The organism is Pseudomonas sp. YH-1, from assembly GCF_051990045.1.
Taxonomy (GTDB): Bacteria; Pseudomonadota; Gammaproteobacteria; order Pseudomonadales; family Pseudomonadaceae; genus Pseudomonas; species Pseudomonas nicosulfuronedens.
In genome coordinates this window covers 5,183,652-5,210,373 of record NZ_CP178184.1, presented here as the reverse complement: position 1 = coordinate 5,210,373, position 26,722 = coordinate 5,183,652, and the positions used below count along the sequence as shown (strand labels likewise).

The window sequence follows — 26,722 nt, the reverse complement described above, 5'->3', positions numbered from 1 at the left end:
GCAACATGGGGTGCCAATTCGTTCAGCTTGGGTTCAACGAATACGCGGGCCGATGAAGCGGCTGGCGGATTCCTTGCTGATCGACGGGTCGTCTACCGATTGGATGGTGAAACTGATCTCGTTGGTGGTGGAGGGCAGCTTCTCCGGGTCGATGGACAGTTCCACCGGCATGGTGAAGATGTCACCGGCCGCGACCGAGATTTCCTTCTTGCCTTCCAGGATCAGGCCGTCCATGCCCTTGGCGCTGAGCACATAGGTATGGTCCTTCTGGTCCTTGTTCATGACCTTCAGGCTGTACACGTTCTCGATGCGACCCTCGGCGTTTTCACGGTAGAGCACGCGATCCTTGCTGACATCGAAGCCCACCAGTGGGCGCAGGAAGATAGCGGTGATCAGCAGGCCGATCATGATGCACAGTGCAATGGCATAGCCGATCAGGCGCGGACGCACCAGATGGGTCTTCTGCCCGGACAGGTTGTGCTCGGTGGTGTAGCTGATCAGGCCGCGCGGGTAGTTCATCTTGTCCATGATGCTGTCGCAGGCGTCGATGCAGGCGGCACAGCCGATGCACTCGATCTGCAGGCCATCACGGATATCGATGCCGGTCGGGCACACCTGGACGCACATGGTGCAGTCGATGCAGTCGCCCAGCCCCTGGGCCTTGTAGTCGGCGCCTTTCTTGCGCGGGCCCCGGCCCTCTCCACGACGCGGGTCGTAGGAGACGATCAACGTGTCCTTGTCGAACATCACGCTCTGGAAGCGCGCGTAGGGGCACATGTAGATGCACACCTGCTCGCGCAGCCAGCCGGCGTTGCCGTAGGTGGCGAGGGTGAAGAATCCGACCCAGAAGTAGGCCCAGCCGTCGGCCTGGCCGGTGACCAGATCGCTGAGCAGATCGCGGATCGGGGCGAAATAGCCGACGAAGGTCAGGCCGGTGACCAGGCCGATCAGCAACCAGAGGCTGTGCTTGGCGAACCGGCGCAGCAGCTTGTTGCCGCTCATGGGCGCCTTGTCGAGTTTCATGCGCTGGTTGCGGTCACCCTCGGTGACCTTCTCGCACCACATGAAGATCCAGGTCCACACGCTCTGCGGGCAGGTGTAGCCGCACCAGACTCGGCCGGCGAACACAGTGATGAAGAACAGGCCGAACGCGCTGATGATCAGCAGGCCGGAGAGGAGGATGAAGTCCTGCGGCCAGAAGGTCGCGCCGAAGATGTAGAACTTGCGCTCGGGCAGGTCCCAGAGAACCGCCTGGCGACCATTCCAGGTCAGCCACACGGTGCCGAAGTAGAGGAGGAAGAGGAGGGCGCCCCCGGCCATGCGGAGGTTGCGGAAGAACCCGGTAAAGGCTCGGGTGTAGATCTTTTCCCGGGAGGCATAAAGGTCGACGCTTTCACCCTTGCCCTTGGTGGGCGGAGTGACGTCCTGGACCGGAATTTGTTTGCTCATCAGTGCATTCCACGGCAGCGGGAGGGCGCCCTGTCGATACATGCCGAGAGGGTCAGAAATATGCTTGCACGCCTAACAATGATACGGCGTGGTGGGTGTTGCAACCGTGCGACAGTTGGTCGCGCAAGGAATTATGGACCCAGAAATAGAGCGGCGCCGGTGTAGAAACCGGCGCCGCTGGGTGTCGCTATGGGTGTAGGAAAGAGAGGCTTATTCGGCGCTCTTCTCGCCTTCGCCATGGGACAGGCTGTACACGTAGGCAGCGAGCAGGTGAACCTGGTCTTTGCCCAGACGCTCCAGCTGAGCCGGCATCTGGCCCTGGCGGCCATAGCGGATGGTCTGCTGCAGCTGAGCGAAGCTCGAGCCGTAGATGAACGCGGCCGGGTGGGTCAGGTTCGGTGCGCCCATGGCAGCGGTGCCTTTGCCTTCCGCTCCGTGGCAAGCCACGCAAGTGGTCGCGAAGACTTTCTGGCCGTTGGCAACCTGTTCGTCAGTCACGCCTTCGGGCAGCTTGCGGCCGTCCAGCTTGGATGTGACGAATGCTGCGACGTCGTGGACGCCCTGATCGCCGATGACTTCGCCCCAGGCCGGCATGGCCGCGTGGCGACCGCCTTCGATGGTGGCGATGATGTCTTTCGGCTCGCCACCCCAGCGCCAGTCGGCGTCGGTCAGGTTCGGGAAGCCGTGGGCACCCTTGGCATCGGAGCCGTGGCAGACGGAGCAGTTGGAAGCGAACAGGCGGTTACCCATTTTCAGGGCCTGCTCGTCCTTGGCCACGTCCTCGATCGGCATGGCGCCGAACTTGGCGTACAGCGGGCCGTACTTCTCATCGGCCTTGGCCATTTCCTTTTCCCACTGGTGCACACCGGTCCAGCCTTTTTCGCCGTTGGCGAATTCGGCCTTGTCCTGGTAGCCCGGCAGCAGGCCCTTCCAGTTGCCCAGGCCCGGGTACAGGGCCAGGTAGGCGAGGGCGAAGATGAAGGTGGCCACGAACAGCATGAACCACCACTTCGGCAGCGGGTTGTCGTACTCCTCGATGCCGTCGAAGGCATGGCCGACGGTTTCATCGGTGGCTTCGTTGCGCTGACCGCGACGGGTGGCGAACAGCAGCCACGCGAGGGCGAAGATGGTGCCCAGGGTAAGTACGGTGACGTACAGACTCCAGAAGGTTGTCATTCTTTGTTGCTCCTAGAAGCTTGCTCTTGCTCGACGTGCTTTTTGGCGACCGGGTCATCCGCGAAGGGCAGCAGGGCGTCTTCGTCGAAGCGCTCCTTGCGTTTGCCGCCATAGGCCCAGAGCAGGACGCCGACGAAGGCGACCATGACTACTACAGTGCCGATACCGCGAATGGTCCCGATATCCATCACTGTCACCGTTTGCTCTTGATGATGGTGCCGAGGCCTTGCAGGTAGGCGACGACAGCGTCCATCTCGGTCTTGCCTTTGACGGCGTCACGGGCACCGGCGATGTCTTCGTCGGTGTAAGGCACGCCCAGCGTACGCAGGGCTTCCATTTTCTTCGCCGTGTCCTTGCCGTCGAGCTTGTTCTCCACCAGCCAGGGGTAGGAGGGCATCTTCGATTCCGGCACTACGTTGCGCGGGTTGTACAGGTGCGCGCGGTGCCAGTCGTCGGAGTAGCGGCCGCCGACGCGGGCCAGGTCCGGACCGGTACGCTTGGAGCCCCACAGGAACGGGTGGTCCCAGACGCTTTCGCCGGCGACGGAGTAGTGGCCGTAGCGCTCGGTCTCGGCGCGGAACGGACGGACCATCTGCGAGTGGCAGCCTACGCAGCCTTCGCGGATGTAGATGTCACGGCCTTCCAGTTCCAGCGCGGTGCGCGGCTTCATGCCTTCGACCGGCTTGTTGGTGACGTCCTGGAAGAACAGCGGAACGATCTGGGTCAGACCGCCGATGCTCACCGCAATGACCATGAAGAAGGCCAGAAGGCCGATATTCTTCTCGACTACTTCGTGCTTCATCAGTGAGCTCCTACAGCGGGGATCTGGGCAGCGGCATCGGCATCAGCCTGTTTGAAACCGCGCACAGTACGGAAGGTGTTGTAGGCCATCAGCAGCATGCCGGAGGCGAAGAAGGCGCCGCCCAGTGCACGGACGATGAAGCCCGGGTGGCTGGCCTGCAGGGCTTCCACGAAGGAGTAGGTGAGGGTGCCGTCGGCGTTGATCGCACGCCACATCAGGCCCTGGGTGATGCCGTTGACCCACATGGAGGCGATGTACAGCACGGTACCGATGGTGGCCAGCCAGAAGTGGGCGTTGATCAGGCCCACGCTGTGCATCTGCTCGCGGCCGAAGACCTTCGGAATCAGGTGGTACAGGGAGCCGATGGAGATCATCGCAACCCAGCCCAGAGCGCCGGCGTGTACGTGGCCGATGGTCCAGTCGGTGTAGTGCGACAGGGAGTTGACGGTCTTGATCGCCATCATCGGGCCTTCGAAGGTGGACATGCCGTAGAAGGCGAGGGAGACCACCAGGAAGCGCAGGATCGGGTCGGTGCGCAGCTTATGCCAGGCGCCCGACAGGGTCATCATGCCGTTGATCATGCCACCCCAGCTCGGAGCCAGCAGAATCAGGGACATCACCATGCCCAGCGACTGGGCCCAGTCCGGCAGAGCGGTGTAGTGCAGGTGGTGCGGGCCGGCCCAGATGTACAGGGTGATCAGCGCCCAGAAGTGCACGATGGACAGGCGATAGGAGTAGATCGGACGCTCGGCCTGCTTGGGTACGAAGTAGTACATCATGCCGAGGAAGCCGGTGGTCAGGAAGAAGCCCACGGCGTTGTGGCCGTACCACCACTGGATCATCGCGTCGGTGGCGCCGGCGTAGACCGAGTAGGACTTGAACCAGGTGACCGGCAGTTCCGCGCTGTTGACGATGTGCAGCATGGCGGTAACGAGGATGAACGCACCGTAGAACCAGTTGCCCACGTAGATGTGCTTGGTCTTGCGCTTCATCACGGTGCCGAAGAACACCAGTGCGTAGGTGACCCAGACGATGGCCAGCAGGATGTCGATCGGCCATTCCAGCTCGGCGTACTCCTTGGAGGAGGTGTAGCCCAGCGGCAGGGTGATGCCGGCCAGCACGATTACCGCTTGCCAACCCCAGAAGGTGAAGGCCGCGAGGCTGTCAGAGACCAGGCGGGTCTGGCAGGTGCGCTGTACGACGTAGTAGGAAGTTGCAAAGAGAGCACAGCCGCCGAAGGCGAAGATCACCAGGTTGGTGTGCAGCGGACGCAGGCGCCCGAAACTGGTCCAGGGAAGGTCCAGGTTCAACTGGGGCCAAACCAACTGTGAGGCGATGTAAACACCGACCCCCATTCCAAGTATCCCCCAGACCACCGTCATGATGGCGAACTGGCGGACGACCTTATAGTTATAAGCAGTCGGACTGATTGCTGTGCTCATTCTAAGGTTCCACGGTTTTTGGATTTTATGGTCAAAAAAACGGCGGCAAGTATGGAGAAAGCAGGTGGCCATTGCAACGCGCCGGGCCGTGGCGCGATGCCGGTTTGACGCCTGCTTTGGAGCGCTTTGCGCCGCCGCTTACCGATCGTTTCGGCTCGCTCGCACCAACCTGGGAAGTGGGTCAGGTTAGTCGTATTGCAGGTTTGCGAATGGAATCCAGCTTAGACGCGAACGGGGAGGGTGTGAAGAAAGGAGATAGAGAGGGTGCGACACTTCGTCGCGATATTGCGGAGGTAAGAAACTCGCGCCCGTTTTAGTGGGCGCGAGTTGGGGCGGGGAGTTTACTTCGCCTGGCCGGAAATGTTGTAGATGTAAGCGGCGAGGATGTGCACCTTGTCTTTACCCAGGTATTGCTCCTGCGCTGGCATCTGGCCCTGGCGGCCGTGACGGATGGTCTGCTGCAGTTGCGCGTAGCTGGAGCCGTAGATGAACGCGGCCGGGTGGGTCAGGTCAGGCGCGCCCATGATCGGGTTGCCCTTGCCTTCCGGGCCGTGACAGGCGACGCAGGTGGTGGCGAACAGCTTGCTGCCGTTGTCCACGTTCTCGGCGGTCACGCCTTCGGGCAGCTTGCGGCCGTCCAGATTGGCGGTGACGAAGGCGGCGACGTCCTGCACGCCCTTGTCGCCCAGCACTTCACCCCAGGCCGGCATGGCGGCGTGGCGACCACCGAGGATGGTGGCCTGGATGTCCTGGGCGGTGCCGCCCCAGCGCCAGTCGCTGTCGGTCAGGTTGGGGAAGCCGACGGCACCCTTGGCGTCCGAGCCGTGGCAGATGGAGCAGTAGGTGGCGAAGAGGCGCTCGCCCATTTTCATGGCTTGCGGGTCTTTCGCTACTTCTTCCACGGGCATGGCAGCGTATTTGGCGAAGATCGGGCCGTATTTTTCCTTGGCCAGGGCCTCTTCACGTTCCCATTGCTTGTCCTGGGTCCAGCCGCCGTCGTAGCCCGGCAGGATGCCTTTCCAGTTGCCCAGGCCCGGATAGAGGACCAGGTAGCCGGCGGCGAACACGATGGTGCCGACGAACAGCAGGAACCACCACTTGGGCAGCGGGTTGTCGTATTCCTCGATGCCGTCGAAGGCGTGGCCCATGGTCTGGTCGGTGGTGTTCGACGATTGCCCGCTGCGGGTGGCGAATACCAGCCACAGCAGGGCGATCAGCGAGCCGACTGTTAGAACGGTGATGTACAGACTCCAGAAGGTAGTCATGCGTTGTTGCTCCTAGAAGCTTGCTCTTGCTCAGCGTGACGCTTGGCTGCCGGGTCATCCGCGAAAGGCAGTAGCGCGTCTTCGTCGAAGCGCTCCTTGCGTTTGCCGCCGTAAGCCCAGAGCAGTACGCCGACGAAGGCCACCATCACGATGACGGTGCCGAGGCCGCGAATGGTCCCGATATCCATGCTGTCACCGCTTGTTCTTGATGGAGGTGCCGAGGACCTGCAGGTACGCGACGACCGCGTCCATTTCGGTCTTGCCTTTGACGGCGTCGCTGGCGCCAGCGATGTCGTCGTCCGTGTAGGGCACGCCCATGACACGCATCACTTCCAGTTTCTTTGCCGTGTCCTTGCCATCGAGCTTGTTCTCGACCAGCCAGGGGTAGGCGGGCATCTTCGATTCCGGCACCACGTTGCGCGGGTTGTAGAGGTGCGCGCGGTGCCAGTCGTCCGAGTAGCGGCCGCCGACACGGGCCAGGTCCGGGCCGGTACGTTTGGAACCCCACAGGAACGGGTGGTCCCAGACGCTTTCTCCGGCGACGGAGTAGTGGCCGTAGCGCTCGGTCTCGGCGCGGAACGGACGGATCATCTGCGAGTGGCAGCCTACGCAGCCTTCGCGGATGTACACATCACGGCCTTCCAGTTGCAGGGCGGTGTAGGGTTTCATGCCCTCCACCGGGGTGTTGGTGACGTCCTGGAAGAACAGCGGAACGATCTGGGTCAGGCCACCGATGCTCACGGCAACCGCCATGCAGATGGCCAGCAGGCCGACGTTTTTCTCGAGTACTTCGTGTTTCATGTCGGTCTCCTCAGGCCATCTGCGCCGCGGCTTGCATTTCAGCCGGCTTGGCGGCCGCTACGGTGCGCCAGACGTTGTAGGCCATGACCAGCATGCCCAGCAGGAAGATGGCACCGCCGATCATCCGCACGATGAAGCCGGGATGGCCGGCGGCCAGGGCTTCGACGAAGGAGTAGGTGAGGGTGCCGTCGGAGTTCACTGCGCGCCACATCAGGCCCTGGGTGATGCCGTTGACCCACATGGAGGCGATGTACAGAACGGTACCGATGGTGGCCAGCCAGAAGTGGGTGTTGATCAGGCCTACGCTGTGCATCTGCTCGCGACCGAAGACTTTCGGGATCATGTGGTAGAGCGAACCGATGGATACCATGGCGACCCAGCCCAGAGCGCCGGCGTGTACGTGGCCGATGGTCCAGTCGGTGTAGTGCGAAAGCGCGTTGACGGTCTTGATGGCCATCATCGGGCCCTCGAAGGTGGACATGCCGTAGAAGGCCAGGGAGACCACCAGGAAGCGCAGGATCGGGTCGGTGCGCAGCTTATGCCAGGCGCCCGAGAGGGTCATCATGCCGTTGATCATGCCGCCCCAGCTCGGAGCCAGCAGGATCAGGGACATCACCATGCCCAGGGACTGCGCCCAGTCCGGCAGCGCGGTGTAGTGCAGGTGGTGCGGACCGGCCCAGATGTAGACGGCGATCAGCGCCCAGAAGTGCACGATGGACAGGCGGTAGGAGTAGACCGGACGCTCGGCCTGCTTGGGTACGAAGTAGTACATCATCCCCAGGAAACCGGCGGTCAGGAAGAAGCCCACGGCGTTGTGGCCGTACCACCACTGGATCATGGCGTCGGTTGCGCCCGAGTACAGCGAGTAGGACTTGGTCAGGCTGACCGGGATTTCCAGGTTGTTGACCACGTGCAGGATGGCCACGGTCAGGATGAAGCCGCCGAAGAACCAGTTGCCCACATAGATGTGCTTGGTCTTGCGCTTCATCAGCGTGCCAAAGAAGACGATGGCATAGGAGACCCAGACGATGGTGATCAGGATGTCGATCGGCCATTCCAGCTCGGCGTACTCCTTGGAGGAGGTCATGCCCAGCGGCAGGGTGATGGCAGCCAGCAGGATCACCAGCTGCCAACCCCAGAAGGTGAAGGAAGCGAGCGGGCCTGCGAACAGGCGGGTCTGGCAGGTGCGCTGCACCGAGTAGTAGCTGGTGGCGAACAGTGCGCAGCCGCCGAAGGCGAAGATCACCGCATTGGTGTGCAGCGGACGCAGGCGGCCGAAGCTCGTCCACGGTAAGCCGAGGTTAAGGTCCGGCCACACCAGTTGCGCGGCGATCAGGACACCGACGGCCATGCCGACGATCCCCCACACCACTGTCATAATGGCGAACTGGCGGACCACCTTATAGTTATAAGCGGTCTGATTGGTTGTGCTCATTTATGGGCTTCCATCCACGGTTATGGGCTATGCCCATCCCGGCAAGGTTTTTTACGGCTTACGGCGTATGCCGCCCCTCCCCCTTGGGATAGGTACTAATTCGGAATTAGCGGAGTGAAGGATGGATAAAGGCACTTCCCGGAATATTGATTCGGATCAATTGGCACCTGAGACCTCTGTCGCGGGCGCCTGCGGTCCTTTGTCGCTGCTGCGGAACCCGGCACGGCGCGAACTGTCAGCGACGCTGGTTCTGGCGCATGGCGCAGGGGCGCCGATGGACAGTCCGTTCATGGACGACATGGCCTTGCGCCTGGCCGATAGAGGTATCTCGGTGGTGCGCTTCGAGTTCCCCTATATGGCTATGCGTCGCGCGGACGGAAAGCGGCGTCCGCCGAACCCGCAGAAGCAGTTGCTCGAGTGCTGGCGGCAGGTTTACGCGCAGGTTCGCGCCGAGGTGTCGGGCAAGCTGGCGATTGGCGGCAAGTCCATGGGTGGGCGAATGGCGAGCCTGCTGGCGGACGAACTGGGCGCCGATGCGCTGGTCTGTCTTGGCTACCCGTTCTATGCCGCCGGCAAACCTGAGAAGCCACGCGTCGCTCACCTCGCCGAGTTGAGGACGCCGAGCCTGATAGTGCAGGGCGAGCGTGATGCGCTGGGTGATCGACCCACGGTGGAGGGTTACTCGCTGTCGCCTGCGATCCAGTTGCGCTGGCTGGCGGCTGCCGACCACGACCTCAAGCCGCTCAAGGTGTCCGGGCTGACCCACGAGCAGCATCTGCGAAGCGCCGTGGAGAATATCGTCACATTCCTATTGCCCTAAGCGGCTCTTAAGGCTGCCTTCCTATTCTCGCCCGCGCCGGCTCCCTAAAGTCGGCGCCCCGTTTCCAGAGGACAGGCCGAAGGCTGCCATGAATCCCCACTACGCTGATCGTATTGCCCCTCCCACCACTCGATTCGCTCCCGGCTCTACGCAAAGCCTGCTGCTGACGGGTGCCACCGGTTTCCTCGGCGGCTCCGTTGCCGCCCACCTGATCGCAGACGGCCACGGTCCGGCGTTGCTGTTCCTGGTCCGAGCAGAATTCCCTGAGCAGGGCCTGGAGCGGCTGCGCGACAACCTGCGTCTTCACTGCGTGCCAGAGACTGAGCTGGAGAGCCTTCAGGAAAGCCAGATCCTCTGCGGCGACCTGCTCGACACTGTCTGGATGCACGGCGAGCGCGCCCGTCTGATGCGTGTGGAGCAGGTGATCAATTGCGCGGCGGTGGCCTCGTTCTCGAAGAACCCGAGCATCTGGCCGGTGAACGTCGAAGGCACCTTCGCCTTCGCCAAATTGCTCAGCCAGTCGCGCAATCTCAAGCGCTTCCTGCATGTGGGCACGGCCATGTGCTGCGGGCCACAGCGAGAGTCGCCAGTGCGCGAGTCGTGGGATTTCCCGGACAGTGAAGAGCAACTGGTGGACTACACCGCCTCCAAGGCCGAGATCGAGCGGCGTATGCGCGAGGAACTGCCGTCGCTGCCCCTGGTGGTGGCGCGGCCATCCATCGTGGTCGGGCATCGTGAACTGGGTTGCCGCGCCTCGGGGAGTATCTTCTGGGTGTTCCGCATGGGCTTTGCCCTGGAGAGCTTCACCTGCAGCCTGGATGAGCAGATCGACGTGATCCCCGTGGACTACTGCGCCGAAGCGTTGGTGGCGCTGGCACTCAAGCCGACGCTCAACCACAGCCTCTACCACATCTCCGCCGGCCACGGTTCCGCCTGCACCTTTGGCGAAATCGACCAGGCGTATGCCGATGCCCGAGGCGAAGCGCCAGTTGGCCAGCGTTATCGCAAGGTCAGTTCGGAGGATCTGCGCGAGCTGGCCGGCAGTTTCGAGAGCCGTATCGGCAAGGCCAACCCGCGTCTGGTGCTGCGTGCGCTGCGTCTGTACAGCGGTTTCGCCGACCTCAACTACCTGTTCGACAACCAGCGCCTGCTCGACGAAGGTATCGCCGCGCCGCCGCGCTTCACCGACTACGTGGACGTGTGCGTGCAGTCCTCGCGGGATGTCAGCATCCCGGCTCAGATGCAGTGGGACTTCAAGTAGTCTGACGCGGTGGCAGGACCTGTAGGAGCGAGCTTGCTCGCGAACCGCTTCGCGGCGGGGCCCGGTTCGCGAGCAAGCTCGCTCCTACGAAAAGCCTTTTGCGCTGGGCCGTAGGGCGAATAACTCGTTCCGGGTTATTCGTCGTTTCAGGTCACAGCGGATAACGCTGGCGCGATATCCGCCCTACGCGTTGTCTGGCCTCAGCGGTTGAACCGCTCCACCAGTGAGTACTGGCGGTGCGCGGTCTGCGTCAGCTCCTCGCTGAGCAGGGCCGTGCGCTGGGCTTCGCCGGAGGTCTCATCGGCCAGGTTGGCGATGGTGCTGATATTGCGGTTGATCTCCTCGGCCACAGCGCTCTGTTCCTCCGCGGCGGCAGCGATCTGGGTGGCCATTTCGGTGATGTTGGCCACTGCGTCGCTGATGCCCACCAGCGCGTTGTCAGCCTGCATTACGCGCTCGACGCCCTCGTCAGCTTGGCGACGGCCGGAGTCCATGGCACGCACCGCCTCGGTGGCCGTGTTCTGCAGGTTGGCGATGAGCTGGTGAATCTGCCCGGTGGACTCGGCGGTGCGCTGGGCCAGTTGGCGCACTTCGTCGGCCACCACGGCGAAGCCGCGGCCCATCTCGCCGGCACGGGCGGCTTCGATGGCGGCGTTGAGGGCCAGCAGGTTGGTCTGGTCGGCGATGCCCTTGATCACATCCACTACGCCACCGATCTGCTCGCTGTCGCGGGCCAGTTGGCTGACCGCTTCACCGGTTTCGCCCACGGAGCTGGAGAGACGCTGCATGGCCTCGCGGGTCTCGGCGGCGATCTGCCGGCCTTCGGTGGTCAGGTTGTTGGCCTGGCGGGTGGCGTCCGCGGTGCGCTGCACGTTGTCGGCCACTTCCTGGGTGGTCGCAGCCATCTGGTTGACAGCGGTGGCTACCTGCTCGGTTTCCTGGCGCTGGCGGTCCAGCCCGGCGGAGCTGTGGTGGGCCAGAGAGTCGGCCTCGCGGGCCTGCTCGGTGAGTGTTTCAGCAGTGTCCTGCAAACGGGTCAGACAGGTTTTCAGCCGTGCTTCCTGGCTGAGAATCGACATTTCCAGGCGTGCCTGGGCGCCTCGGCTGTCGGTGTACATCTGTGCGATCAGCGGGTCGGAGGTGGTCTGCTCGGCCAGACGCAGCAGGCGCTTCAGCCCGCGTTGCTGCCAGCCCAGGCCGGCGAGGCCCAGCGGGATCGAGAGCAGGGCGGCCAGCAGGAAGCCCCAGTGGGAGTTCAGCCAGGCGCCAATGAGGAAGCCGATCTGGCCGATCAGGATGAACGGCAGCCAGTCCAGCAGCACCGGCAACCAGCGGTCGCGAGCGGGGATGGCCGACTTGCCGGCGTTGATCCGCGCATACAGGGCCTCGGCGCGACGCACCTGTTCCGCGGTGGGCTTCACCCGCACCGATTCGTAGCCGACGATCTCGTTGTGCTCGTACATCGGCGTGACATAGGCACTGACCCAGTAATGGTCGCCGTTCTTGCAGCGATTCTTGACGATGCCCATCCAGGGGCGGCCCTTCTTCAGGGTCGTCCACATGTGCGCGAACACCGCCGGCGGCACGTCCGGATGGCGTACCAGGTTGTGTGCCGCGCCCACCAGCTCTTCACGGGAAAAGCCGCTGATGGCGCTGAAGGCATCGTTGACGTAGCTGATGACACCGCGGGCGTTGGTCGTGGAGATCAGCCGCTGTTCGGCGGGGAAGGTGCGTTCACGCTGGGTGATCGGCTGGTTGTTGCGCATCAGGCTCGGATCTCGGGAGAAAGACGAATTGGTACATCTGTCCAGCTTATCGGCCGCCGGATCGGAAATTTGATAGCGATCACAGAAAAATGTCAGAAGAGTGACGCCGAGAGAATGACGATAGCGTATCGCCACTGGTCACCGAAATAAAACGAAAGGAGCGGGCGGCGGCCCGTTGCAGGCCGCCGCGCTGTCTTGCGGTAGTCGTCAGATCAGGCTGCGCAGCACATAGTGGAGGATGCCGCCGGCCTTGAAGTACTCGACCTCGTTCTGCGTATCGATGCGGCAGAGCACCTCGAAGCTGTCCTGGCTGCCGTCCTCGCGCTTCACCGACACCTTGAGGTTCATGTGCGGCTTCAGCTCGCCGGACAGCCCGCTGATGCTCAGCACTTCCTTGCCGGTCAGCTTCAGCGCCTTGCGGTCCTGGCCGTCCTTGAACTGCAACGGCAGTACACCCATGCCTACCAGGTTGGAGCGGTGGATGCGCTCGAAGCTCTCGGCGATCACCGCTTTCACACCCAGCAGGTTGGTGCCCTTGGCCGCCCAGTCGCGGGACGAACCGGTGCCGTATTCCTTGCCGGCGACGATGACCAGCGGGGTGTCGTCCTGCTGGTAGCGCATGGCGGCGTCGTAGATCGCCAGCTTGTCGCCGGTCGGGACGTAAAGCGTGTTGCCGCCTTCCTCGCCACCGAGCATCTCGTTCTTGATGCGGATGTTGGCGAAGGTGCCGCGCATCATCACCTCATGGTTGCCACGGCGCGAACCGTAGGAGTTGAAGTCCGCGTAGGCCACGCCGTGCTCGCTGAGGTAGCGCCCGGCCGGACTGTCCTTCTTGATGTTGCCGGCGGGGGAGATGTGGTCGGTGGTCACTGAGTCACCCAGTACCGCGAGGATACTGGCGCCATTGATGTCCTCGACCTTCGGCGGCGCCTCGGCGATGTGCTCGAAGAAGGGCGGATGCTGGATGTAGGTGGAGTCGTCCTGCCAGGTGTAGGTCTTGGCGTCCGGCACCTGGATTGCACGCCATTTTTCGTCGCCCTGGAAGACTTCGGCGTACTCCTTGTGGAACATCGCCGTGTCGACTTTCTGAACGGCGTCGGCGATTTCCTGCTGGGTCGGCCAGATGTCCTTCAGATAAACCGGTTTGCCGTCCTTGCCGGTGCCTAGCGGGTCCCTGGTCAGGTCAGTGCGCACGGTGCCGGCCAGCGCATAGGCGACCACCAGCGGCGGTGAAGCCAGCCAGTTGGTTTTCACCAGCGGATGCACGCGGCCCTCGAAGTTGCGGTTGCCGGAGAGCACCGAGGCGACGGTGAGGTCCGCCTGCTGGATGGCCTTCTCGATGGGGTCGAGCAGCGGGCCGGAGTTGCCGATGCAGGTGGTGCAGCCATAGCCCACCAGGTCGAAGCCCAGTTCGTCCAGGTAACGGGTCAGGCCGGCGGCGCGGAAATAATCGGTCACCACCTTGGAGCCGGGCGCCAGTGAGCTCTTTACCCAGGGTTTGCGCTGCAGGCCTTTTTCCAGCGCCTTCTTCGCCAGCAGGCCGGCGGCCATCATCACGCTGGGGTTGGAGGTGTTGGTGCAGGAGGTGATGGCAGCGATCACCACGGCGCCATTCTTCAGCCGGTAGGTGTGGCCGTCATGCTGGTAATCCGCTTCACCGTACGCAGGGGAGGCGCCGACAGCCGCACCGCCGCCACCTTCACTGAGCAGGCGGCCTTCCTCGGTGGAGGCCGGTTTGATCTGCAGGCCGAGGAAGTCATCGAAGGCCTGGCTGACATGGCCGAGGGCAACGCGGTCCTGGGGCCGCTTGGGCCCGGCGAGGCTGGCCTCGACATCGCCCATGTCCAGTTGCAGGGAGTCGGTGAACACCGGTTCGTGGCCTTTCTCGCGCCACAGGCCCTGGGCCTTGCTGTAGGCCTCCACCAGCTTGACGGCATCTTCCGGGCGACCGGACAGGCGCAGGTAGCCCAGGGTGATCTCGTCCACCGGGAAGAAGCCGCAGGTGGCGCCGTACTCCGGGGCCATGTTGGCGATGGTGGCACGGTCGGCCAGCGGCAGGTCGGCGAGGCCGTCGCCATAGAACTCGACGAATTTTCCCACGACGCCTTTCTTGCGCAGCATCTGAGTGACGGTCAGCACCAGGTCGGTGGCGGTGATGCCCTCCTTCAACTTGCCGGTCAGCTTGAAGCCGATCACCTCGGGAATCAGCATCGACACCGGCTGGCCGAGCATGGCTGCTTCCGCCTCGATGCCACCCACGCCCCAGCCGAGCACGCCGAGACCGTTGATCATGGTGGTGTGCGAATCGGTACCGACCAGGGTGTCGGGGAAGGCGTAGGTGCGGCCGTCCTCGTCCTTGGTCCAGACGGTGCGCCCCAGGTACTCCAGGTTGACCTGGTGGCAGATGCCGGTGCCCGGCGGCACCACGCGGAAGTTGTCGAAGGCGTTCTGCCCCCAGCGCAGGAAGGCGTAGCGCTCGCCGTTGCGCTCCATCTCGATCTCGACGTTCTGGGCGAAGGCCGACTGGCTGGCGAACTTGTCCACCATCACCGAGTGGTCGATGACCAGGTCGACGGGAGACAGCGGGTTGATCTTCTGCGGGTCGCCGCCAGCCTTGGCCACGGCGTCGCGCATGGCGGCGAGGTCGACCACTGCTGGTACCCCGGTGAAGTCCTGCATCAGCACGCGGGCGGGGCGATACTGGATCTCGCGCTCGGAGCTGCGGGTCTTCAGCCAGGCGGCCAGGGCTTTGAGGTCGTCGCCGGTGACGGTGTTGTTGTCCTCCCAGCGCAACAGGTTTTCCAGCAGGACTTTCAGGGACATGGGCAGTTTGCCCAGGTCCCCCAGACTCTTCGCCGCTTCAGGCAGGCTGTAGTAGTGATAGGTCTTGCCGGCGACCTCCAGGGTGCGCAGGCTGTTCAGGCTATCCACTGCGGGCATGACATTCTCCTCAGGCTTGGATTCTGCTCGTGATCGACAGGGCGGCACGGCGGTGACGCGAGTGCACCCGCGATACTTGGCGAAAGAGCGATCAACCGAGCTGATCCATCGCAGAAAAAGCGCGATTGGCGGCCATCTTCGCCATGCAGGGCAATCATCGGGCAGTCTTCTGGGCGGTTAGGCCAGAACACTCAAGCTAGACCGCCCGACGGGGTCTTGCCATCTGTTCTGGACCGTTCGTCTTGCGGGTGGGTTCAGAACAAATGACGCTGGCTGTGGGACTATTCCTGCGAATCTGCATGAAACCTTCGCGGGCAGCCTCTATAGTGCGCGGCCGAGGAGACACCCCGATGAATACCCTGCTACTACACTGCCGTCCCGGCTTCGAGAACGAGGTCTGCGCCGAACTGTCCGAACATGCCGCGCGCCTGGACATCCCCGGCTACGCCCGAGCCAAGCCGGCCACCGCCTACGCCGAATTCATCTGCATGGACGCCGACGGCGCTGACCGCCTGATGCGTCAGATGCGCTTCTCCGAGCTGATCTTCCCGCGCCAGTGGGCACGTGGTAACGACTTCACCGCGCTGCCGGAGACGGACCGCATCGGCGCGATCCTCGAGGCCCTGGCCGCTTTTCCGCAATGCGGTAGCCTCTGGCTGGAGGTGTTCGACACCAACGATGGCAAGGAGCTCTCGACCTTCTGCCGCAAGTTCGAGAAGCCGCTGCGTGCCGCGCTGGTGAAAGCCGGCAAGCTGGTGGAAGACCCCAGCCTGCCGCGCCTGCTGCTGACCTTCCGCTCCGGCCGCGAGGCATTCATTGGCCTGGCCGAGGCGCGCAACTGCGCCATGTGGCCCATGGGTATCCCGCGCCTGAAGTTCCCCCGCGAGGCGCCCAGCCGTTCGACGCTGAAGCTGGAAGAGGCCTGGCATCACTTCATTCCCCGCGCCGATTGGGACCGCCGCCTGGCGCCGGACATGCTCGCCGTGGACCTGGGCGCATCGCCCGGCGGCTGGACGTGGCAGCTGGTGAACCGCGAGATGCGTGTCGTCGCCGTGGACAACGGGCCGATGGCGGAGAACCTGATGTACTCCGGGCTGGTCGAGCACCAGCGCGTCGACGGTTACGCCTTCCGGCCGCGCCAGCGCATGGACTGGATGGTCTGCGACATCGTCGAGAAGCCCGCGCGTACCGGCGCGATGATCGAAACCTGGATCGGTGAAGGGCTGTGCCGCGAGGCCATCGTCAATCTCAAGCTGCCGATGAAACAGCGCTACGCCGAGGTGCGGCGCATCCTCGACCGCCTGGAGGAGTCCTTCCGCGAACGCGGCCTGAAGGTGCAGATCGGCTGCAAGCAGCTCTACCACGACCGCGAGGAAGTGACCTGCCACCTGCGCCGCATCGAGAAGGGCGAGCGCTAGCGACCTGCAGGCGCCTGGTAGCGCCACCCGACCTTCGGTGACTTGCCGCGCCGCCGCGCATTGCCCCATGCTGTGCGGCGCGAGATCCTCCGGAGACCTTCGTGAAGCGAAAGTTGCCCTCCCTCCTGGGCAGTTACAGCCGCATGCTGCTGCCACGCCGCGGCCTCGGCCGTGATGAGCGCGTGCCTTACCTGGCGATGGACAGCCGCACCCTGAAATTCGACCTGCGCCACCTGCGCGCGTATCGCCAGCACTTCGGCCTCGATCCGGCGCTGGGCGTGCCGCTGCTCTATCCGCAGGTCATCAGCCTGCCGCTGCACCTGCGTCTGCTCAGCCGCTCGCGCATGCCACTGTCGGTAGTCGGGCTGATCCACCTGCGCAGCCATATCCAGCGCTACCGTCTGCTCGACGAGAACGAGCCGCTGCAGTTCGACTGCCGCATTCTCACCAGCCGTCGCAGCGAGCTGGGCCTGGAGGTGGATGTGGTCACCGAGGCCTGGCACCACGACATCCTCTATTGGCAGTCGATCACCACCTACCTGCGTCGTGGCGACTTTCTCGATGAGGGGCGAGAGCCCGATCCATTGCCCGAGCGTGCCCAGTGGCACACCCTGGAGGCGCCGGCGCACTCCGGTGTGCAATGGCGCGTGCCGAAGATCGTCGGCTGGCGCTATGCCGGGCTCAGCGGCGACTTCAACCCGCTGCACTTGTCTCGGCTGATGGCCTCGCACTATGGATTCGGCAAGCCCTTTGCCCACGGCATGTGGGGCCTGGCACGCAGCCTGACCGGCCGCCGCCTCGCGGAGAACGTCCGCCTGGATGCGCACTTCAAGGCGCCATTGCCCCTGGGTAGCCAGGTGAAGCAGGTGTATCGGCGTCTGGGCAAGAAAGAGCAGTGGGCGCTGCTGTCCGCCGAGGGCGATGGCCAGCCGATGTTGCTGGCACAGCTGGACGAGGCGCCGGACGGCCCGTTGCGCTAGTCGTTCTGCTGAGAAGTGTGGGTGCGGCTCTGTTCGCGAGCAAGCTCGCTCCTACAGGTTGGCACTGGCTCGCCCTTCGTAGGGCCGAGGGGGGCCTAGTCCTTGCTCGCGAATCGCACGGCACAGTGCTCTTCGTAGGATGGGTGGAGCTTGCGATTTGCCGACTCGTCGATGGGTATCGCTTCGCTCCACGCCATCCTACGGTTCGCCGATAGGTACGTACCTACCGAAGTTCGGCGACGCGAGGCTGCAACGGCACCAGGCTCGGCAATTGCACCTCACCCTGCAATTCTACTGGCGCCATCCGCCAGGAACTGTTGAACAGGTACTGGTCGCTGAAGCCGCTGAGCAGCAGGCCGATCTCATCCCCTGGTGCAAGGCTGGTGCTGACGGCGTTCAGACGAGTGTTACCCCGGTTCGCCAGCGGTTTCACCTGTTCATCCAGGCGGCGCAAGCGGCCATCGGCGCTGCGGATTGCCAGGGCCGCGAATACCTGTGCGTCGGGGCGTTCCGTCAGCGGTTGGGTCAGGCGCACCTCGGCACTGCCCAGCAGGGCGCTGGGCTCGCTCACCCGTTGCAAGCCGAGGAATCGCGAAGGCTGCACCAGTCCACTCACCGCCGGGCGAATGGATGTGGCAGGCAGTGTCACGGTCGGGCCGGGTGGTGGCAGCTCGTCCAGTGCCACGCCCTGGTCGAGATCGAGGCTGATACACAGGTCCGGCACGCCGTCGGCGGCGCCGGGGCGCTTGCGCAGCTTTTCCTCGTACCAGGCGACTATGCCGGTGTAGAGGTTGATCGCCCGCGAACCACAATGGATCACCGGCTCGTTGTTGAACGGCGGCAGCCCGCTCCAGGCCTGCAACGGCGGCGGCAGGATATGCCCGCCCTGCATGCCTAGCAGGCGCACGTCGGCGGGGCCCTGCTTGAGGCACTGGCGGATCTGCAGGCCCTGGTCCAGCGGGAACAGCGTGTCGCGCAGGCCCTGGATCAGCAGGGTGTCGGCGTGGGGCAGGCGACCCGCCGCGCAATAGCTGGCAAGGCTGTTGGCGTGCAACTCGGCCTGCACCGGTGCGGCCATGCGTCCGCCGGCGGTATGCAGGTAGTCGGCCTGGACGAATTTGCCCAGGTCGTAGCCAGTGGCCAGTCCCAGGCTCACCAGCACGCCGCCCCAGCCGATCTTCAGCTGGCCGTCCGGCGCCAGGGCGGCGGCGAGGTCATACCAGGTGGCGATGGGGACGATGGCGTCGATGCGCGGGTCTTCCGCCGAGGCCAGCAGCTGCACGGCGCCGCCGTAGCTTTCGCCGAGCATACCCACGCGCGGGTCGTTCGGGCCGTCCATGTCCAGCCGGGTCAGGTGCGTGGCGGCCCAGTCGATCACTGCACTGGCGTCCCGCACCTCGAACTGCGGGTTCATCATCTCGATGCGTCCGTCGCTGCCGCCCCAGCCGCGCTGGTCGTAGCTGACCACCCAGAAGCCGGCTTTCCAGGCACGCAGCGCGGCACGTCCGGACATCATGTTCTTGCCGTAGTAACCACCCGGCCCGGTGACCCGCCAGCCGCCCCAGCCGTGGGTGTGGACGATCAGTGGCGCTGTTTCGCCAGCCTTCAGAGCGGGTTGGAACACGGTGGCGGAAAGCTTGGTGCCGTCGCGGGCGGTGATCACCGCCTCGAACCAGGTGGCCGGCAGGTCCTGGCCGATGCTGGCGTTGAAGTCGGGGACCTGGTCGCGAGCGGCGCAGCCGGCGAGCAGCGCGAGGCATAGGCAGAGGAGGGCGCGCATCGTCATTCCTGTCGATCAGGGGCTGGGCGGATGCGCCAGCATGCCCGGCGCCCGCAGCGCCTACCCCCAACCAAGGTTCGGTGACCCGGACGGACGCGGGGTGACCGCATGGTGCCCTTTGCGCGACAATGCGCCATTGTTTTTCTGGAGCGACGTGATGTCCCAGCCTGTCGACGCAATCCTCGACGCCACCGGCCTGAACTGCCCCGAGCCGGTCATGATGCTGCACAACAAGGTGCGTGACCTGCCGGCCGGCGGCCTGCTCAAGGTGATCGCCACCGACCCTTCCACCCGCCGCGACATCCCCAAGTTCTGCGTCTTCCTCGGCCACGAGCTGGTGGAGCAGCAGGAAGAAGCGGGGACTTACCTGTACTGGATTCGCAAGAAGGCGGAGTGATTCGCTTGCACCGCTTTCGCCGGAAGAGCGCTATGTAGGATGGGTGGTGCGCAGCGATACCCATGCTGTTCGTGCACGGCATCGATGGGTATCGCTGCGCTCCACGCCATCCTACGGTGGTGCAAGCTGGTCACGCCGACAGTGCGGCTTCAGCTGCCTGCCGGTCGTGCTGCAATCTTCTGGGCAACCATCCGCCCGATCAGCGCGACGAAGGTCAGGGCGATCAGCACCACCGAGATGGCCGCCACGGCCGGGTCGATGTTGTCGCGCAGGCCGGACCAGATCTGCCGGGGCAAGGTGTTCACCTCGGTGCTGGTGACGAACAGGGTCACTGCGATTTCTTCCCAGCTCAGTGCGAAGCACAGCAGCGCCGTGCTCGCCACGCCCAGCTTGAGGTTCGGCAGCACCACCATGAAGGTGGTCTGGCCCAGGCTCGCACCGAGGTTGCGCGCGGCCAGTTCGATGCGCCGGTCCAGTTGGCTCAGCGCCACCAGCATGGTCACCACGCCGTAGGGCACGACCATCACGATGTGCGCGATGGTCAGGCCGACCAGGGTGTCGTAGCCCATGCCTGGGGCGAACTGGCTGACCTTGGTCTCCATGAAGTACAGGACCATCGCCGAGATCATCGGCGGGATCGCCATGGGCAGCAGCACCAGGCCGATCAGCAGGGTTGCCAGGCGCGAGCGCAGGTACCAGATGCCCAGGCTGAAGCTCACCGCCAGGGCGGTGGCGATGATGCAGGTGGCGGTCGCCACGATCAGGCTCTGGCCGATCGCCGAGAGCCATTCGGGGCTGTCCAGCAGCGCCTGGTAATGCCGCAGCGACCAGTTGCCGTTGGGCATCGACAGGAAGCGCTTGCTGGTGAAGGACACCGGGATCACCGCCAGCAGCGGGAAGACCATGAAGATCATCGCCATGGTCGCCAGCAGGCGGCTGGGGGCTTTGGTTTCGTGTGCGTTCATTCTTGAGTCCTCAGCCCACCAGCTTGTCGACGCGGGTCATGCGCAGCAGCGCCCAGATCATCCCGCTCACCAGTGCCAGCAGCACTACCGATAGCGCCGCGCCCAGGCCCCAGTTGCTGGTCTGGAACATCTGCAGGTAGACGTACTCGGCCACCATCACGGTCTGCCCGCCACCGAGGATCGCCGGGGTGATGAAGAAGCCCAGGCAGAACACGAAGACGATGATGAAGGCGCCGAGGATGCCGGGAATGGTCTGCGGCACGAAGATGCTCCAGAACGTACGCAGCTGTCCCGCACCCAGGCCGCGTGCGGCCAGCAGCACGCGCGGGTCGAGGCGGCGCATGGTGGAGACCAGCGGGAACAGCGCGAAGGGCACCATGAAGTGGACCATGCCGATCACCACGCCCAGTTCGTTGCGGGTGAGCTGCAAAGGCTCGTTGGTGATGCCCAGGTACTGCAGCCAGTCGTTGAGCAGGCCGTTGCTGCGCAAGGCGATCAGCCAGCCGAAGGCGCGTACCAGCACCGACAGCCAGAACGGGATGAATACGCAGATTTCCACCACGCGCTGCCAGAACGGCGGGCTATAGACCCAGCAGTAGGCCATCAGGTAGGCGATCACCAGGGAGATCACGCTGACCGTGGTGCAAAGGCGGAAGGTCCGCCAGAGCACGTCGTGGATCGCCGGGTCCGTCATGATCCGCTGGTACTGCTCGATCCCCGGCTCCGGCAGGGTCACGCTCCAGCCGAGCACACCGAGGAAGGGTAGTACGTAGAACACGAAGAGTACCAGCGGCAGCGGCAGCAGCAGGGCGCCCAGCTTCAGCCGCGAGGGGGCGTTATCGGCCATGACCTGCGCTCCGCGTCACTTGGAAATGTGGGTCAGGTACTGCTCCAGGGTCGCCGCGTAGTGGTCGGTGTACCACTCGTGGCTGAGCATGATCTGCTTGGGCAGGTTCGCCGGGTCGGTGCAGTTCAGGTGCTTGCGGTCGTCCGGGATCAGCGCGGCGGCGGCGGGGTTGGCCGGGCCGTTGCCGAACATCTTGAACAGCTCGACCTGGGACTGCGGGTCCTGGGCGTAGGCAATGAACTTCATGGCCGCCTCGGTGCCGGCCGGGTTGCCCTTGAGCACGCCCCAGTTGCTGCAGCCCAGCAGGGCGTTGTCGAAGGTCCACTTGATGCGGTCTTCGCTGTCCTCGGAAATCACCTGGGCGCGAGTGTTCCAGATGGCGCCCATGGACACTTCGCCTTCGATCAGCAATTGCTGGGTCTCCGCGCCCGAGCCCCAGAAGGCCAGCACGTGGGGTTTCAGCTCTTCGATCTTCTTCAGCGCGCGCGGCACGTCCAGCGGGTAGAGCTTGTCCGGCGCCACGCCGTCGGCCAGCAGGGCGGCCTCGAGCATGCCGTTCATCCACTTGTAGAGGGTGCGCTTGCCAGGGAAGGTCTTCACGTCCCAGAAGTCCGCCCAGGTCTTGGGCGCCTTGTCGCCGAAGCGCTCGCTGTCGTAGGCGATCACGTAGCTGAGCATGTAGTCGGCGATACCGTACTCGTAGGCGAAGCCCGGCAGCACCTTGTCCTTGGATACGACGTTGTAGTCGATGGGCTGCACCAGGCCTTCCTTGCCCAGGTTCTGCAGGATCGAGCTTTCCGCGTCGACCACGTCCCAGCTCACCCGGCCGCTGGACAGTTGGGTGCGGATGGCACCCTCGGTGGGGCCGCTGCCGTCGATCTTGGTGGGGATGCCGGTGGCCTTGGAGAAGCCCTCGGTCCAGGCCTTGCCGAACGCCTTGATGGCGTCGCCGCCCCAGTTCACGACGACCAGCGGCTTGTCGCCTGCGGCAAAGCTCACGCCGCTGCGCAGGGCCAGCGGCAGGGCGGCCATCAGGCCCATGCCCTTGAGGAAGGTACGGCGGTCGATCTGGCCGCGACGGGTCTTTTCGATGAGGACTTCGATGCAGTCTTGCTGGTGCGGATTGAACTCTTTCGGATTGAACATGGGGGCAGCTCCCGATCAGGTGGGATGGCGAAAAGGGGACTAACGCATTCGGTGGTTCAGGCCAGCAGCAGGCTTTTCTCGATGGGCCAGCTCAGCCAGACCTTCGAGCCGTGCTCCAGGCGCGAGGCTTGATGGTCGGCGTGCACGGCCAGGCTCATCGGCAACTTGCCTTCGGCGCCGGCTCCCAGGCACAGCTCGGTGCTGGCGCCCTGGTAGGTCTTCGCGGTGAGCACGGCCTGCACCACGTTGTGGCCATTCACCTGCGGCGGGGCGCTGTGCAGCTGCATGTGTTCCGGGCGCACGGCCAACAGCGGTGCGTCGGCCTGTATCGCCGGGGAGTAGCCGGCACGCAGTTCGGCTTCGCCGAAGCGTCCGCAGGCCAGTTCGCCGGCACGGCCCACCTGGCTGAGCGGGAACAGGTTCATCTTGCCGAGGAACTCAGCGACGAAGCGGTTGTTTGGCTGGTTGTAGATGGTCTGTGGATCATCGACCTGGGCCAGCTGGCCGCGGTTGAAGATGGCGATGCGGGTGGACAGGGCGAGGGCTTCGTTCTGGTCATGGGTGACGAAGACGAAGGTAGTGCCGACCTGGCGGTGGATGCGCTGCAGTTCCGCCTGCAGCTGTTCGCGCAGGTTCTTGTCCAGCGCCGAGAGCGGTTCGTCGAGCAGCAACATGTCCGGTTCGAACACCAGTGCGCGGGCGATGGCCACGCGTTGCTGCTGTCCACCGGAGAGTTCGCCGGGGCGCTTGCCCAGATGCTCGCCGAGGCCTACCACGTCGAGCATGTGGCGCACGCGGCGGTTGCGCTCCTCGGCCTTCACCCCACGGATCTTCAGCGGGAAGGCGACGTTGTCCTCGATGCTCATGTGCGGGAACAGGGCGTAGCCCTGGAACACCATGCCGAAGTTGCGCTTCTCGGCGGGGCGCTTGGTGATGTCGGCGCCGCCTTCCTCCAGGCGACCACGGGACGGGTCCTGGAAGCCGGCAAGGATCATCAGGAAGGTGGTCTTGCCGGAGCCCGACGGGCCCAGAAGAGTGAGGAACTCACCCTGCTGGATATCGATGTTCACGCCATCCAGCGCGTTGAAACTTCCGTAGCTCTTGCCGATGCTGATGGCACGGAGTTGGGGCTGTTGCTCCACTGCACTTACCTCGATTTCTTGTTCTTGTTCGAGCAGCCGCCGGGTGAGGAACCGGTAAAAATCAGCGGCCTTTTTTTAACGCAGTATTGTCAAATCTCTCTCCGCTTCAATCGCGTTTTTTTGCCCTCATTGTTCGAAATCACTCACCAATCAGTGCGTGGCGCGAGCCCTGGCGGAATTGCTCGGACATCCGCAGTTCGGCTTTCATCCAGGCCTTGAAGGCCCGGACGTCGGGGCGCTCGGACTTGGCCGGGTCGGTGACGAAGTAGTAGCGGTTGGGCGGCTCGATGGCGACGTTGAACAGACGCACCAGTTGCCCCTTGGCCATGGCGTCGCCGCTCACCAGCGCATCACCCATGGCCACGCCCTGACCGGCGATGGCCGCCGATTGCACCAGGTGCGCATCGGAGAAGACGATGCCGTTGCGCACGTTGAGGTTTTTCACCCCGGCGGCGGCCGTCCACAGCAGCCAGTCGGAGTGATCGACCATGTGCAGGAAGGGCAGGCTGGAGAGGTCCTCGGGGGAGTCGAGACCACCCACCGAGTTGATCAGCGAGGGGCTGCACACCGGGAAGGTGTCCAGGGTGGCGATCAGGTCGACGTGCAGGTCGGTCCAGTCGCCCACGCCGTAGGCGATGAACAGGTCGACATCGCGGTCGCTGACGTCGTCGGGTACCCGTGGCGAGACCAGGTTCAGCTCCACCTGCGGGTGGGCGCGCTGGAACTTGCCGATCTGGTGGCACAGCCAGTAGGTGGCGAAGCCTGGCGTGCAGCTCACGCACAGGCGGCCGGAGACTTCCTCGGCATTGGCGAAGCGTCGCGCCTCGTTGAGGATCGCCAGCGCGCGCTGGGTCTCGCGGGCGAAGCATTCGCCGTGGTAGGTCAGCGCGATGCCACGGCCGACCCGCTCGGTGAGAGGGATGCCCAGGCAGTCTTCCAGGCTGTGCAACTGGTGGCTGACGGCACTGCGGGTCAGGCTCAGCTCGCTGGCCGCACCGGACAGGCTGCCCAGGCGGGCAACGGCGTCCAGCACGCGCAGGGCGGTCATCGAGGGGAAACGCATGGCTCACTCCAACGGCGAAGTGGAGCCTTTATCCCTGAGCGCGGCGGTGGTGTCGAGTGGTTGCGGGTACGGGCGGAGCGGGTGGGGGTTTCGAGGTGTTTCCCCTTGGCACCGCTGCCGGATTGTAGGGGCTGTTCTTATCTACGGTCGGACTCCCCACCTACGTCGAGATCACGGCGAAGCACAAATGTAGGATGGGTGGAGCTTGCGATACCCATGCTGCCGGTGCCCGGTCATCGATGGGTATCGCTGCGCTCCACGCCATCCTACATGGGCATTTGCCGGGGGGCCGGCAGAGTGCTATTCGCGAGCAAGGACCAGGCGTCCCCCTCGGTCCTACGAAGAGTTCGCGCCGGAGTCTGTCCGACCGTAGGGCGAATAACCTGGAACAGGTTATTCGCCGCTGCTCATGTGGCAGATAACGCTGGCGCGTCATCCGCCCTATGCCGATCTCCGCATCGGACGCCTATCAGCGCAGCTTCTCCATCATCTGGTAGTACCACATGCCCGCCGCCAGCATCGGGTTGCCGAACACGTCGCCCATGGGCACGCGGATGTGCTTGCACTGGGCGAAGGTGTCGAACTTCTCCAGGTCTCCAGTCATCGCCGTGGCCATGATCTCGCCCATGATGTGGGTGGTCGCCACGCCGTGGCCGGAGTAACCCTGGCAGTACCAGACGTTCTCCGACAGCTTGCCCAGCTGCGGGATGCGGTTCATCACGATGCCCATGGCGCAGCTCCACTGGAACTCGATGTCCACGCCCTTGAGCGCCGGGAAGGTGCGCTCGATGCACGGGCGCAGCTCGCCGGCGATGTCGCGCGAGTCGCGGCCGGAGTAGTTGGCGCCGCCGCCGAACAGCAGGCGGCCGTCGCCGGTCATGCGGTAGTAGTCGAGTACGAAACGGCAGTCATAGACCGCCAGGTCCTGCGGGTTGATGCGCTTGGCCAGTTCGCCCAGCGGCTTGGTGGTGACGATGCCGCCCATGGCCGGGAAGATCATGCCCTTGAGCTGCTTGCGCTCCAGTTTGTGGTAGACGTCGCCGGCCAGCATCACCTGCGCGGCGTTGATCCGCCCGCCTGCGGTGACTACCGCCGGGCGCGGGCCGTGGATGATGTCCAGCACTTCGGAGTGTTCGAAGATCAGCGCACCCAGGCTGGCGGCGGCCTTGGCCTCGCCGATGCACAGGTTGAGCGGGTGCAGGTGCATGTTGCGGGTGTTCTTGATGGCGCCGCAGTAGAGGTCGCTTTCCAGGTGCGCGCGCACGCCGGCGCCGTCCAGCAGGGTGATCTCGTCGCCCATGCCACGGCGCTTGGCGTCATCGAAGGTGGCCTTCAGCTCGTCCATGTGCGACTGCTTCATCGCCGCATGCAGGTGGCCGAACTTCAGGTCGCACTGGATGCCGTATTTCTCCACGCGGCTCTTGATGATCTCGTGGCCGCGCCAGCGCAGATGCCAGATGAAATCGTCGACGTCGTCGCCCAGCCACTGGCGCATCTGTTTTTCCATGGCGGAGTCGCCGGAGAGGCTGCCGGTGACCTGCCCGCCGTTGCGCCCGCTGGCACCCCAGCCGACCTTGTTGGTCTCGACGATGGCGACCTTGTAGCCGCGCTCCGCCAGTTCCACGGCGGTGGCGACGCCGGTGAAGCCGCCGCCGATGATGGCGATATCGACGTTCACTTCGCCCTGCAACGTGGGGTAGCGGGTCTCTTCGTTGAGGCTCGCGGAGTAGTAGGACTTCGCGCGCTCGGGGGCGGGAGTGACGGGGTTCAGTGCAGCGTTCATTTCGGTGTTCCTGTTGTTGTTCGCTTTCCCTCTCCCCAGCCCTC

The 26,722-nt window shown here is 64.3% G+C and carries 23 protein-coding genes; 5 read left to right on the top strand and 18 right to left on the bottom strand.

Annotated elements, in window-relative coordinates:
* Positions 1 to 33 precede the first annotated feature (33 nt).
* The 9 genes from ccoG to ccoN (ACKI1H_RS23630) form a co-directional block, all read right to left on the bottom strand.
* Entirely contained in the window at positions 34 to 1,449 is a 1,416-nt protein-coding gene (gene ccoG / locus ACKI1H_RS23670; protein WP_440466556.1) for a cytochrome c oxidase accessory protein CcoG, read from the bottom strand.
* Between the two features lie 210 nt (positions 1,450 to 1,659).
* Positions 1,660 to 2,625 carry a cytochrome-c oxidase, cbb3-type subunit III gene (ccoP, locus tag ACKI1H_RS23665; RefSeq protein ID WP_138521673.1) on the bottom strand — a complete coding sequence of 322 codons (966 nt, stop codon included), beginning with the start codon at positions 2,623 to 2,625 and terminating at the stop codon, positions 1,660 to 1,662.
* Positions 2,622 to 2,813, bottom strand: a complete 192-nt coding sequence (locus ACKI1H_RS23660) for a cbb3-type cytochrome oxidase subunit 3 (RefSeq protein WP_024763940.1) — start codon at positions 2,811 to 2,813, stop codon at positions 2,622 to 2,624. Before ACKI1H_RS23660 ends, ccoP (ACKI1H_RS23665) begins: the two co-directional genes overlap by 4 nt.
* A gap of 5 nt (positions 2,814 to 2,818) precedes the next feature.
* On the bottom strand, positions 2,819 to 3,427 hold the full coding sequence (gene ccoO, locus ACKI1H_RS23655) for a cytochrome-c oxidase, cbb3-type subunit II (RefSeq protein ID WP_017516817.1): 609 nt from the start codon (positions 3,425 to 3,427) through the stop codon (positions 2,819 to 2,821).
* Positions 3,427 to 4,869 carry a cytochrome-c oxidase, cbb3-type subunit I gene (gene ccoN / locus ACKI1H_RS23650; protein ID WP_045209126.1) on the bottom strand — a complete coding sequence of 481 codons (1,443 nt, stop codon included), beginning with the start codon at positions 4,867 to 4,869 and terminating at the stop codon, positions 3,427 to 3,429. Before ccoN (ACKI1H_RS23650) ends, ccoO (ACKI1H_RS23655) begins: the two co-directional genes overlap by 1 nt.
* Positions 4,870 to 5,210: 341 nt before the next feature.
* Positions 5,211 to 6,134, bottom strand: a complete 924-nt coding sequence (gene ccoP, locus ACKI1H_RS23645; protein WP_138521671.1) for a cytochrome-c oxidase, cbb3-type subunit III — start codon at positions 6,132 to 6,134, stop codon at positions 5,211 to 5,213.
* Positions 6,131 to 6,322, bottom strand: a complete 192-nt coding sequence (locus tag ACKI1H_RS23640; protein WP_017516305.1) for a CcoQ/FixQ family Cbb3-type cytochrome c oxidase assembly chaperone — start codon at positions 6,320 to 6,322, stop codon at positions 6,131 to 6,133. The genes ccoP (ACKI1H_RS23645) and ACKI1H_RS23640 overlap by 4 nt, the downstream gene beginning before the upstream one ends.
* A gap of 4 nt (positions 6,323 to 6,326) precedes the next feature.
* A complete protein-coding gene (ccoO, locus tag ACKI1H_RS23635) occupies positions 6,327 to 6,935 on the bottom strand; it encodes a cytochrome-c oxidase, cbb3-type subunit II (RefSeq protein ID WP_138521667.1) in 609 nt (202 codons plus the stop codon).
* 10 nt (positions 6,936 to 6,945) lie between these two features.
* Complete coding sequence (ccoN, locus tag ACKI1H_RS23630; protein ID WP_045209130.1) at positions 6,946 to 8,370, bottom strand: cytochrome-c oxidase, cbb3-type subunit I; 1,425 nt, start codon at positions 8,368 to 8,370, stop codon at positions 6,946 to 6,948.
* A gap of 121 nt (positions 8,371 to 8,491) precedes the next feature.
* On the opposite strand from ccoN (ACKI1H_RS23630), the gene ACKI1H_RS23625 reads away from it, so the two are divergent.
* Positions 8,492 to 9,190 (top strand): alpha/beta family hydrolase, encoded by a 699-nt coding sequence (locus ACKI1H_RS23625; RefSeq protein ID WP_440466555.1) that lies wholly within the window; start codon positions 8,492 to 8,494, stop codon positions 9,188 to 9,190.
* An 88-nt stretch (positions 9,191 to 9,278) separates the two neighbouring features.
* On the top strand, positions 9,279 to 10,451 hold the full coding sequence (cprA, locus tag ACKI1H_RS23620) for a cationic peptide resistance protein CprA (protein ID WP_440466554.1): 1,173 nt from the start codon (positions 9,279 to 9,281) through the stop codon (positions 10,449 to 10,451).
* A gap of 200 nt (positions 10,452 to 10,651) precedes the next feature.
* Here cprA and ACKI1H_RS23615 read toward each other — a convergent pair whose 3' ends face one another.
* Together ACKI1H_RS23615 and acnA are read right to left on the bottom strand one after the other, a co-directional pair.
* Positions 10,652 to 12,217: a methyl-accepting chemotaxis protein gene (locus ACKI1H_RS23615; protein ID WP_138521665.1), complete on the bottom strand. Its 1,566-nt coding sequence runs from the start codon at positions 12,215 to 12,217 to the stop codon at positions 10,652 to 10,654.
* Between the two features lie 207 nt (positions 12,218 to 12,424).
* A complete protein-coding gene (acnA, locus tag ACKI1H_RS23610; RefSeq protein WP_440466553.1) occupies positions 12,425 to 15,157 on the bottom strand; it encodes an aconitate hydratase AcnA in 2,733 nt (910 codons plus the stop codon).
* 350 nt (positions 15,158 to 15,507) lie between these two features.
* Between acnA and rlmM the strand changes: the two genes are divergently transcribed.
* Both rlmM and ACKI1H_RS23600 read left to right on the top strand, forming a co-directional pair.
* The gene (gene rlmM / locus ACKI1H_RS23605; protein WP_440466552.1) at positions 15,508 to 16,575 is read left to right on the top strand and encodes a 23S rRNA (cytidine(2498)-2'-O)-methyltransferase RlmM; all 1,068 of its coding nucleotides are present in this window, start codon (positions 15,508 to 15,510) and stop codon (positions 16,573 to 16,575) included.
* 101 nt (positions 16,576 to 16,676) lie between these two features.
* A complete protein-coding gene (locus ACKI1H_RS23600) occupies positions 16,677 to 17,555 on the top strand; it encodes a MaoC family dehydratase (RefSeq protein WP_440466551.1) in 879 nt (292 codons plus the stop codon).
* A 223-nt stretch (positions 17,556 to 17,778) separates the two neighbouring features.
* Here ACKI1H_RS23600 and ACKI1H_RS23595 read toward each other — a convergent pair whose 3' ends face one another.
* A complete protein-coding gene (locus ACKI1H_RS23595) occupies positions 17,779 to 19,335 on the bottom strand; it encodes an alpha/beta hydrolase (protein WP_440466550.1) in 1,557 nt (518 codons plus the stop codon).
* 157 nt (positions 19,336 to 19,492) lie between these two features.
* Here ACKI1H_RS23595 and tusA point away from each other — a divergent pair, with 157 nt between their 5' ends.
* Positions 19,493 to 19,732, top strand: a complete 240-nt coding sequence (tusA, locus tag ACKI1H_RS23590; protein ID WP_015477744.1) for a sulfurtransferase TusA — start codon at positions 19,493 to 19,495, stop codon at positions 19,730 to 19,732.
* Between the two features lie 149 nt (positions 19,733 to 19,881).
* Here the strand turns inward: tusA and ACKI1H_RS23585 are convergent, their stop codons facing one another.
* The 6 genes from ACKI1H_RS23585 to ACKI1H_RS23560 all read right to left on the bottom strand — a co-directional run bounded on the left by ACKI1H_RS23585 (position 19,882) and on the right by ACKI1H_RS23560 (position 26,678).
* The gene (locus ACKI1H_RS23585) at positions 19,882 to 20,697 is read right to left on the bottom strand and encodes an ABC transporter permease (protein WP_138521655.1); all 816 of its coding nucleotides are present in this window, start codon (positions 20,695 to 20,697) and stop codon (positions 19,882 to 19,884) included.
* Between the two features lie 10 nt (positions 20,698 to 20,707).
* Positions 20,708 to 21,544 carry an ABC transporter permease gene (locus ACKI1H_RS23580; protein ID WP_440466549.1) on the bottom strand — a complete coding sequence of 279 codons (837 nt, stop codon included), beginning with the start codon at positions 21,542 to 21,544 and terminating at the stop codon, positions 20,708 to 20,710.
* A gap of 15 nt (positions 21,545 to 21,559) precedes the next feature.
* Positions 21,560 to 22,690 carry an ABC transporter substrate-binding protein gene (locus ACKI1H_RS23575; RefSeq protein WP_138521651.1) on the bottom strand — a complete coding sequence of 377 codons (1,131 nt, stop codon included), beginning with the start codon at positions 22,688 to 22,690 and terminating at the stop codon, positions 21,560 to 21,562.
* 56 nt (positions 22,691 to 22,746) lie between these two features.
* Positions 22,747 to 23,832, bottom strand: coding sequence for an ABC transporter ATP-binding protein (locus tag ACKI1H_RS23570; protein ID WP_138521649.1), 1,086 nt, complete (start codon positions 23,830 to 23,832; stop codon positions 22,747 to 22,749).
* 139 nt (positions 23,833 to 23,971) lie between these two features.
* Positions 23,972 to 24,895, bottom strand: coding sequence for a LysR substrate-binding domain-containing protein (locus ACKI1H_RS23565; protein WP_138521647.1), 924 nt, complete (start codon positions 24,893 to 24,895; stop codon positions 23,972 to 23,974).
* Between the two features lie 469 nt (positions 24,896 to 25,364).
* Positions 25,365 to 26,678, bottom strand: a complete 1,314-nt coding sequence (locus tag ACKI1H_RS23560; RefSeq protein WP_138521645.1) for an NAD(P)/FAD-dependent oxidoreductase — start codon at positions 26,676 to 26,678, stop codon at positions 25,365 to 25,367.
* Positions 26,679 to 26,722 lie beyond the last annotated feature (44 nt).

What these genes read in the sequence shown, in the direction of transcription:
- ccoG (WP_440466556.1), bottom strand. Translation starts at nt 1,449, where the DNA reads ATGAGCAAACAAATTCCGGTCCAGGACGTCACTCCGCCCACCAAGGGC.
- ccoP (WP_138521673.1), bottom strand. Translation starts at nt 2,625, where the DNA reads ATGACAACCTTCTGGAGTCTGTACGTCACCGTACTTACCCTGGGCACC.
- ACKI1H_RS23660 (WP_024763940.1), bottom strand. Translation starts at nt 2,813, where the DNA reads ATGGATATCGGGACCATTCGCGGTATCGGCACTGTAGTAGTCATGGTC.
- ccoO (WP_017516817.1), bottom strand. Translation starts at nt 3,427, where the DNA reads ATGAAGCACGAAGTAGTCGAGAAGAATATCGGCCTTCTGGCCTTCTTC.
- ccoN (WP_045209126.1), bottom strand. Translation starts at nt 4,869, where the DNA reads ATGAGCACAGCAATCAGTCCGACTGCTTATAACTATAAGGTCGTCCGC.
- ccoP (WP_138521671.1), bottom strand. Translation starts at nt 6,134, where the DNA reads ATGACTACCTTCTGGAGTCTGTACATCACCGTTCTAACAGTCGGCTCG.
- ACKI1H_RS23640 (WP_017516305.1), bottom strand. Translation starts at nt 6,322, where the DNA reads ATGGATATCGGGACCATTCGCGGCCTCGGCACCGTCATCGTGATGGTG.
- ccoO (WP_138521667.1), bottom strand. Translation starts at nt 6,935, where the DNA reads ATGAAACACGAAGTACTCGAGAAAAACGTCGGCCTGCTGGCCATCTGC.
- ccoN (WP_045209130.1), bottom strand. Translation starts at nt 8,370, where the DNA reads ATGAGCACAACCAATCAGACCGCTTATAACTATAAGGTGGTCCGCCAG.
- ACKI1H_RS23625 (WP_440466555.1), top strand. Translation starts at nt 8,492, where the DNA reads ATGGATAAAGGCACTTCCCGGAATATTGATTCGGATCAATTGGCACCT.
- cprA (WP_440466554.1), top strand. Translation starts at nt 9,279, where the DNA reads ATGAATCCCCACTACGCTGATCGTATTGCCCCTCCCACCACTCGATTC.
- ACKI1H_RS23615 (WP_138521665.1), bottom strand. Translation starts at nt 12,217, where the DNA reads ATGCGCAACAACCAGCCGATCACCCAGCGTGAACGCACCTTCCCCGCC.
- acnA (WP_440466553.1), bottom strand. Translation starts at nt 15,157, where the DNA reads ATGCCCGCAGTGGATAGCCTGAACAGCCTGCGCACCCTGGAGGTCGCC.
- rlmM (WP_440466552.1), top strand. Translation starts at nt 15,508, where the DNA reads ATGAATACCCTGCTACTACACTGCCGTCCCGGCTTCGAGAACGAGGTC.
- ACKI1H_RS23595 (WP_440466550.1), bottom strand. Translation starts at nt 19,335, where the DNA reads ATGCGCGCCCTCCTCTGCCTATGCCTCGCGCTGCTCGCCGGCTGCGCC.
- tusA (WP_015477744.1), top strand. Translation starts at nt 19,493, where the DNA reads ATGTCCCAGCCTGTCGACGCAATCCTCGACGCCACCGGCCTGAACTGC.
- ACKI1H_RS23585 (WP_138521655.1), bottom strand. Translation starts at nt 20,697, where the DNA reads ATGAACGCACACGAAACCAAAGCCCCCAGCCGCCTGCTGGCGACCATG.
- ACKI1H_RS23580 (WP_440466549.1), bottom strand. Translation starts at nt 21,544, where the DNA reads ATGGCCGATAACGCCCCCTCGCGGCTGAAGCTGGGCGCCCTGCTGCTG.
- ACKI1H_RS23575 (WP_138521651.1), bottom strand. Translation starts at nt 22,690, where the DNA reads ATGTTCAATCCGAAAGAGTTCAATCCGCACCAGCAAGACTGCATCGAA.
- ACKI1H_RS23565 (WP_138521647.1), bottom strand. Translation starts at nt 24,895, where the DNA reads ATGCGTTTCCCCTCGATGACCGCCCTGCGCGTGCTGGACGCCGTTGCC.
- ACKI1H_RS23560 (WP_138521645.1), bottom strand. Translation starts at nt 26,678, where the DNA reads ATGAACGCTGCACTGAACCCCGTCACTCCCGCCCCCGAGCGCGCGAAG.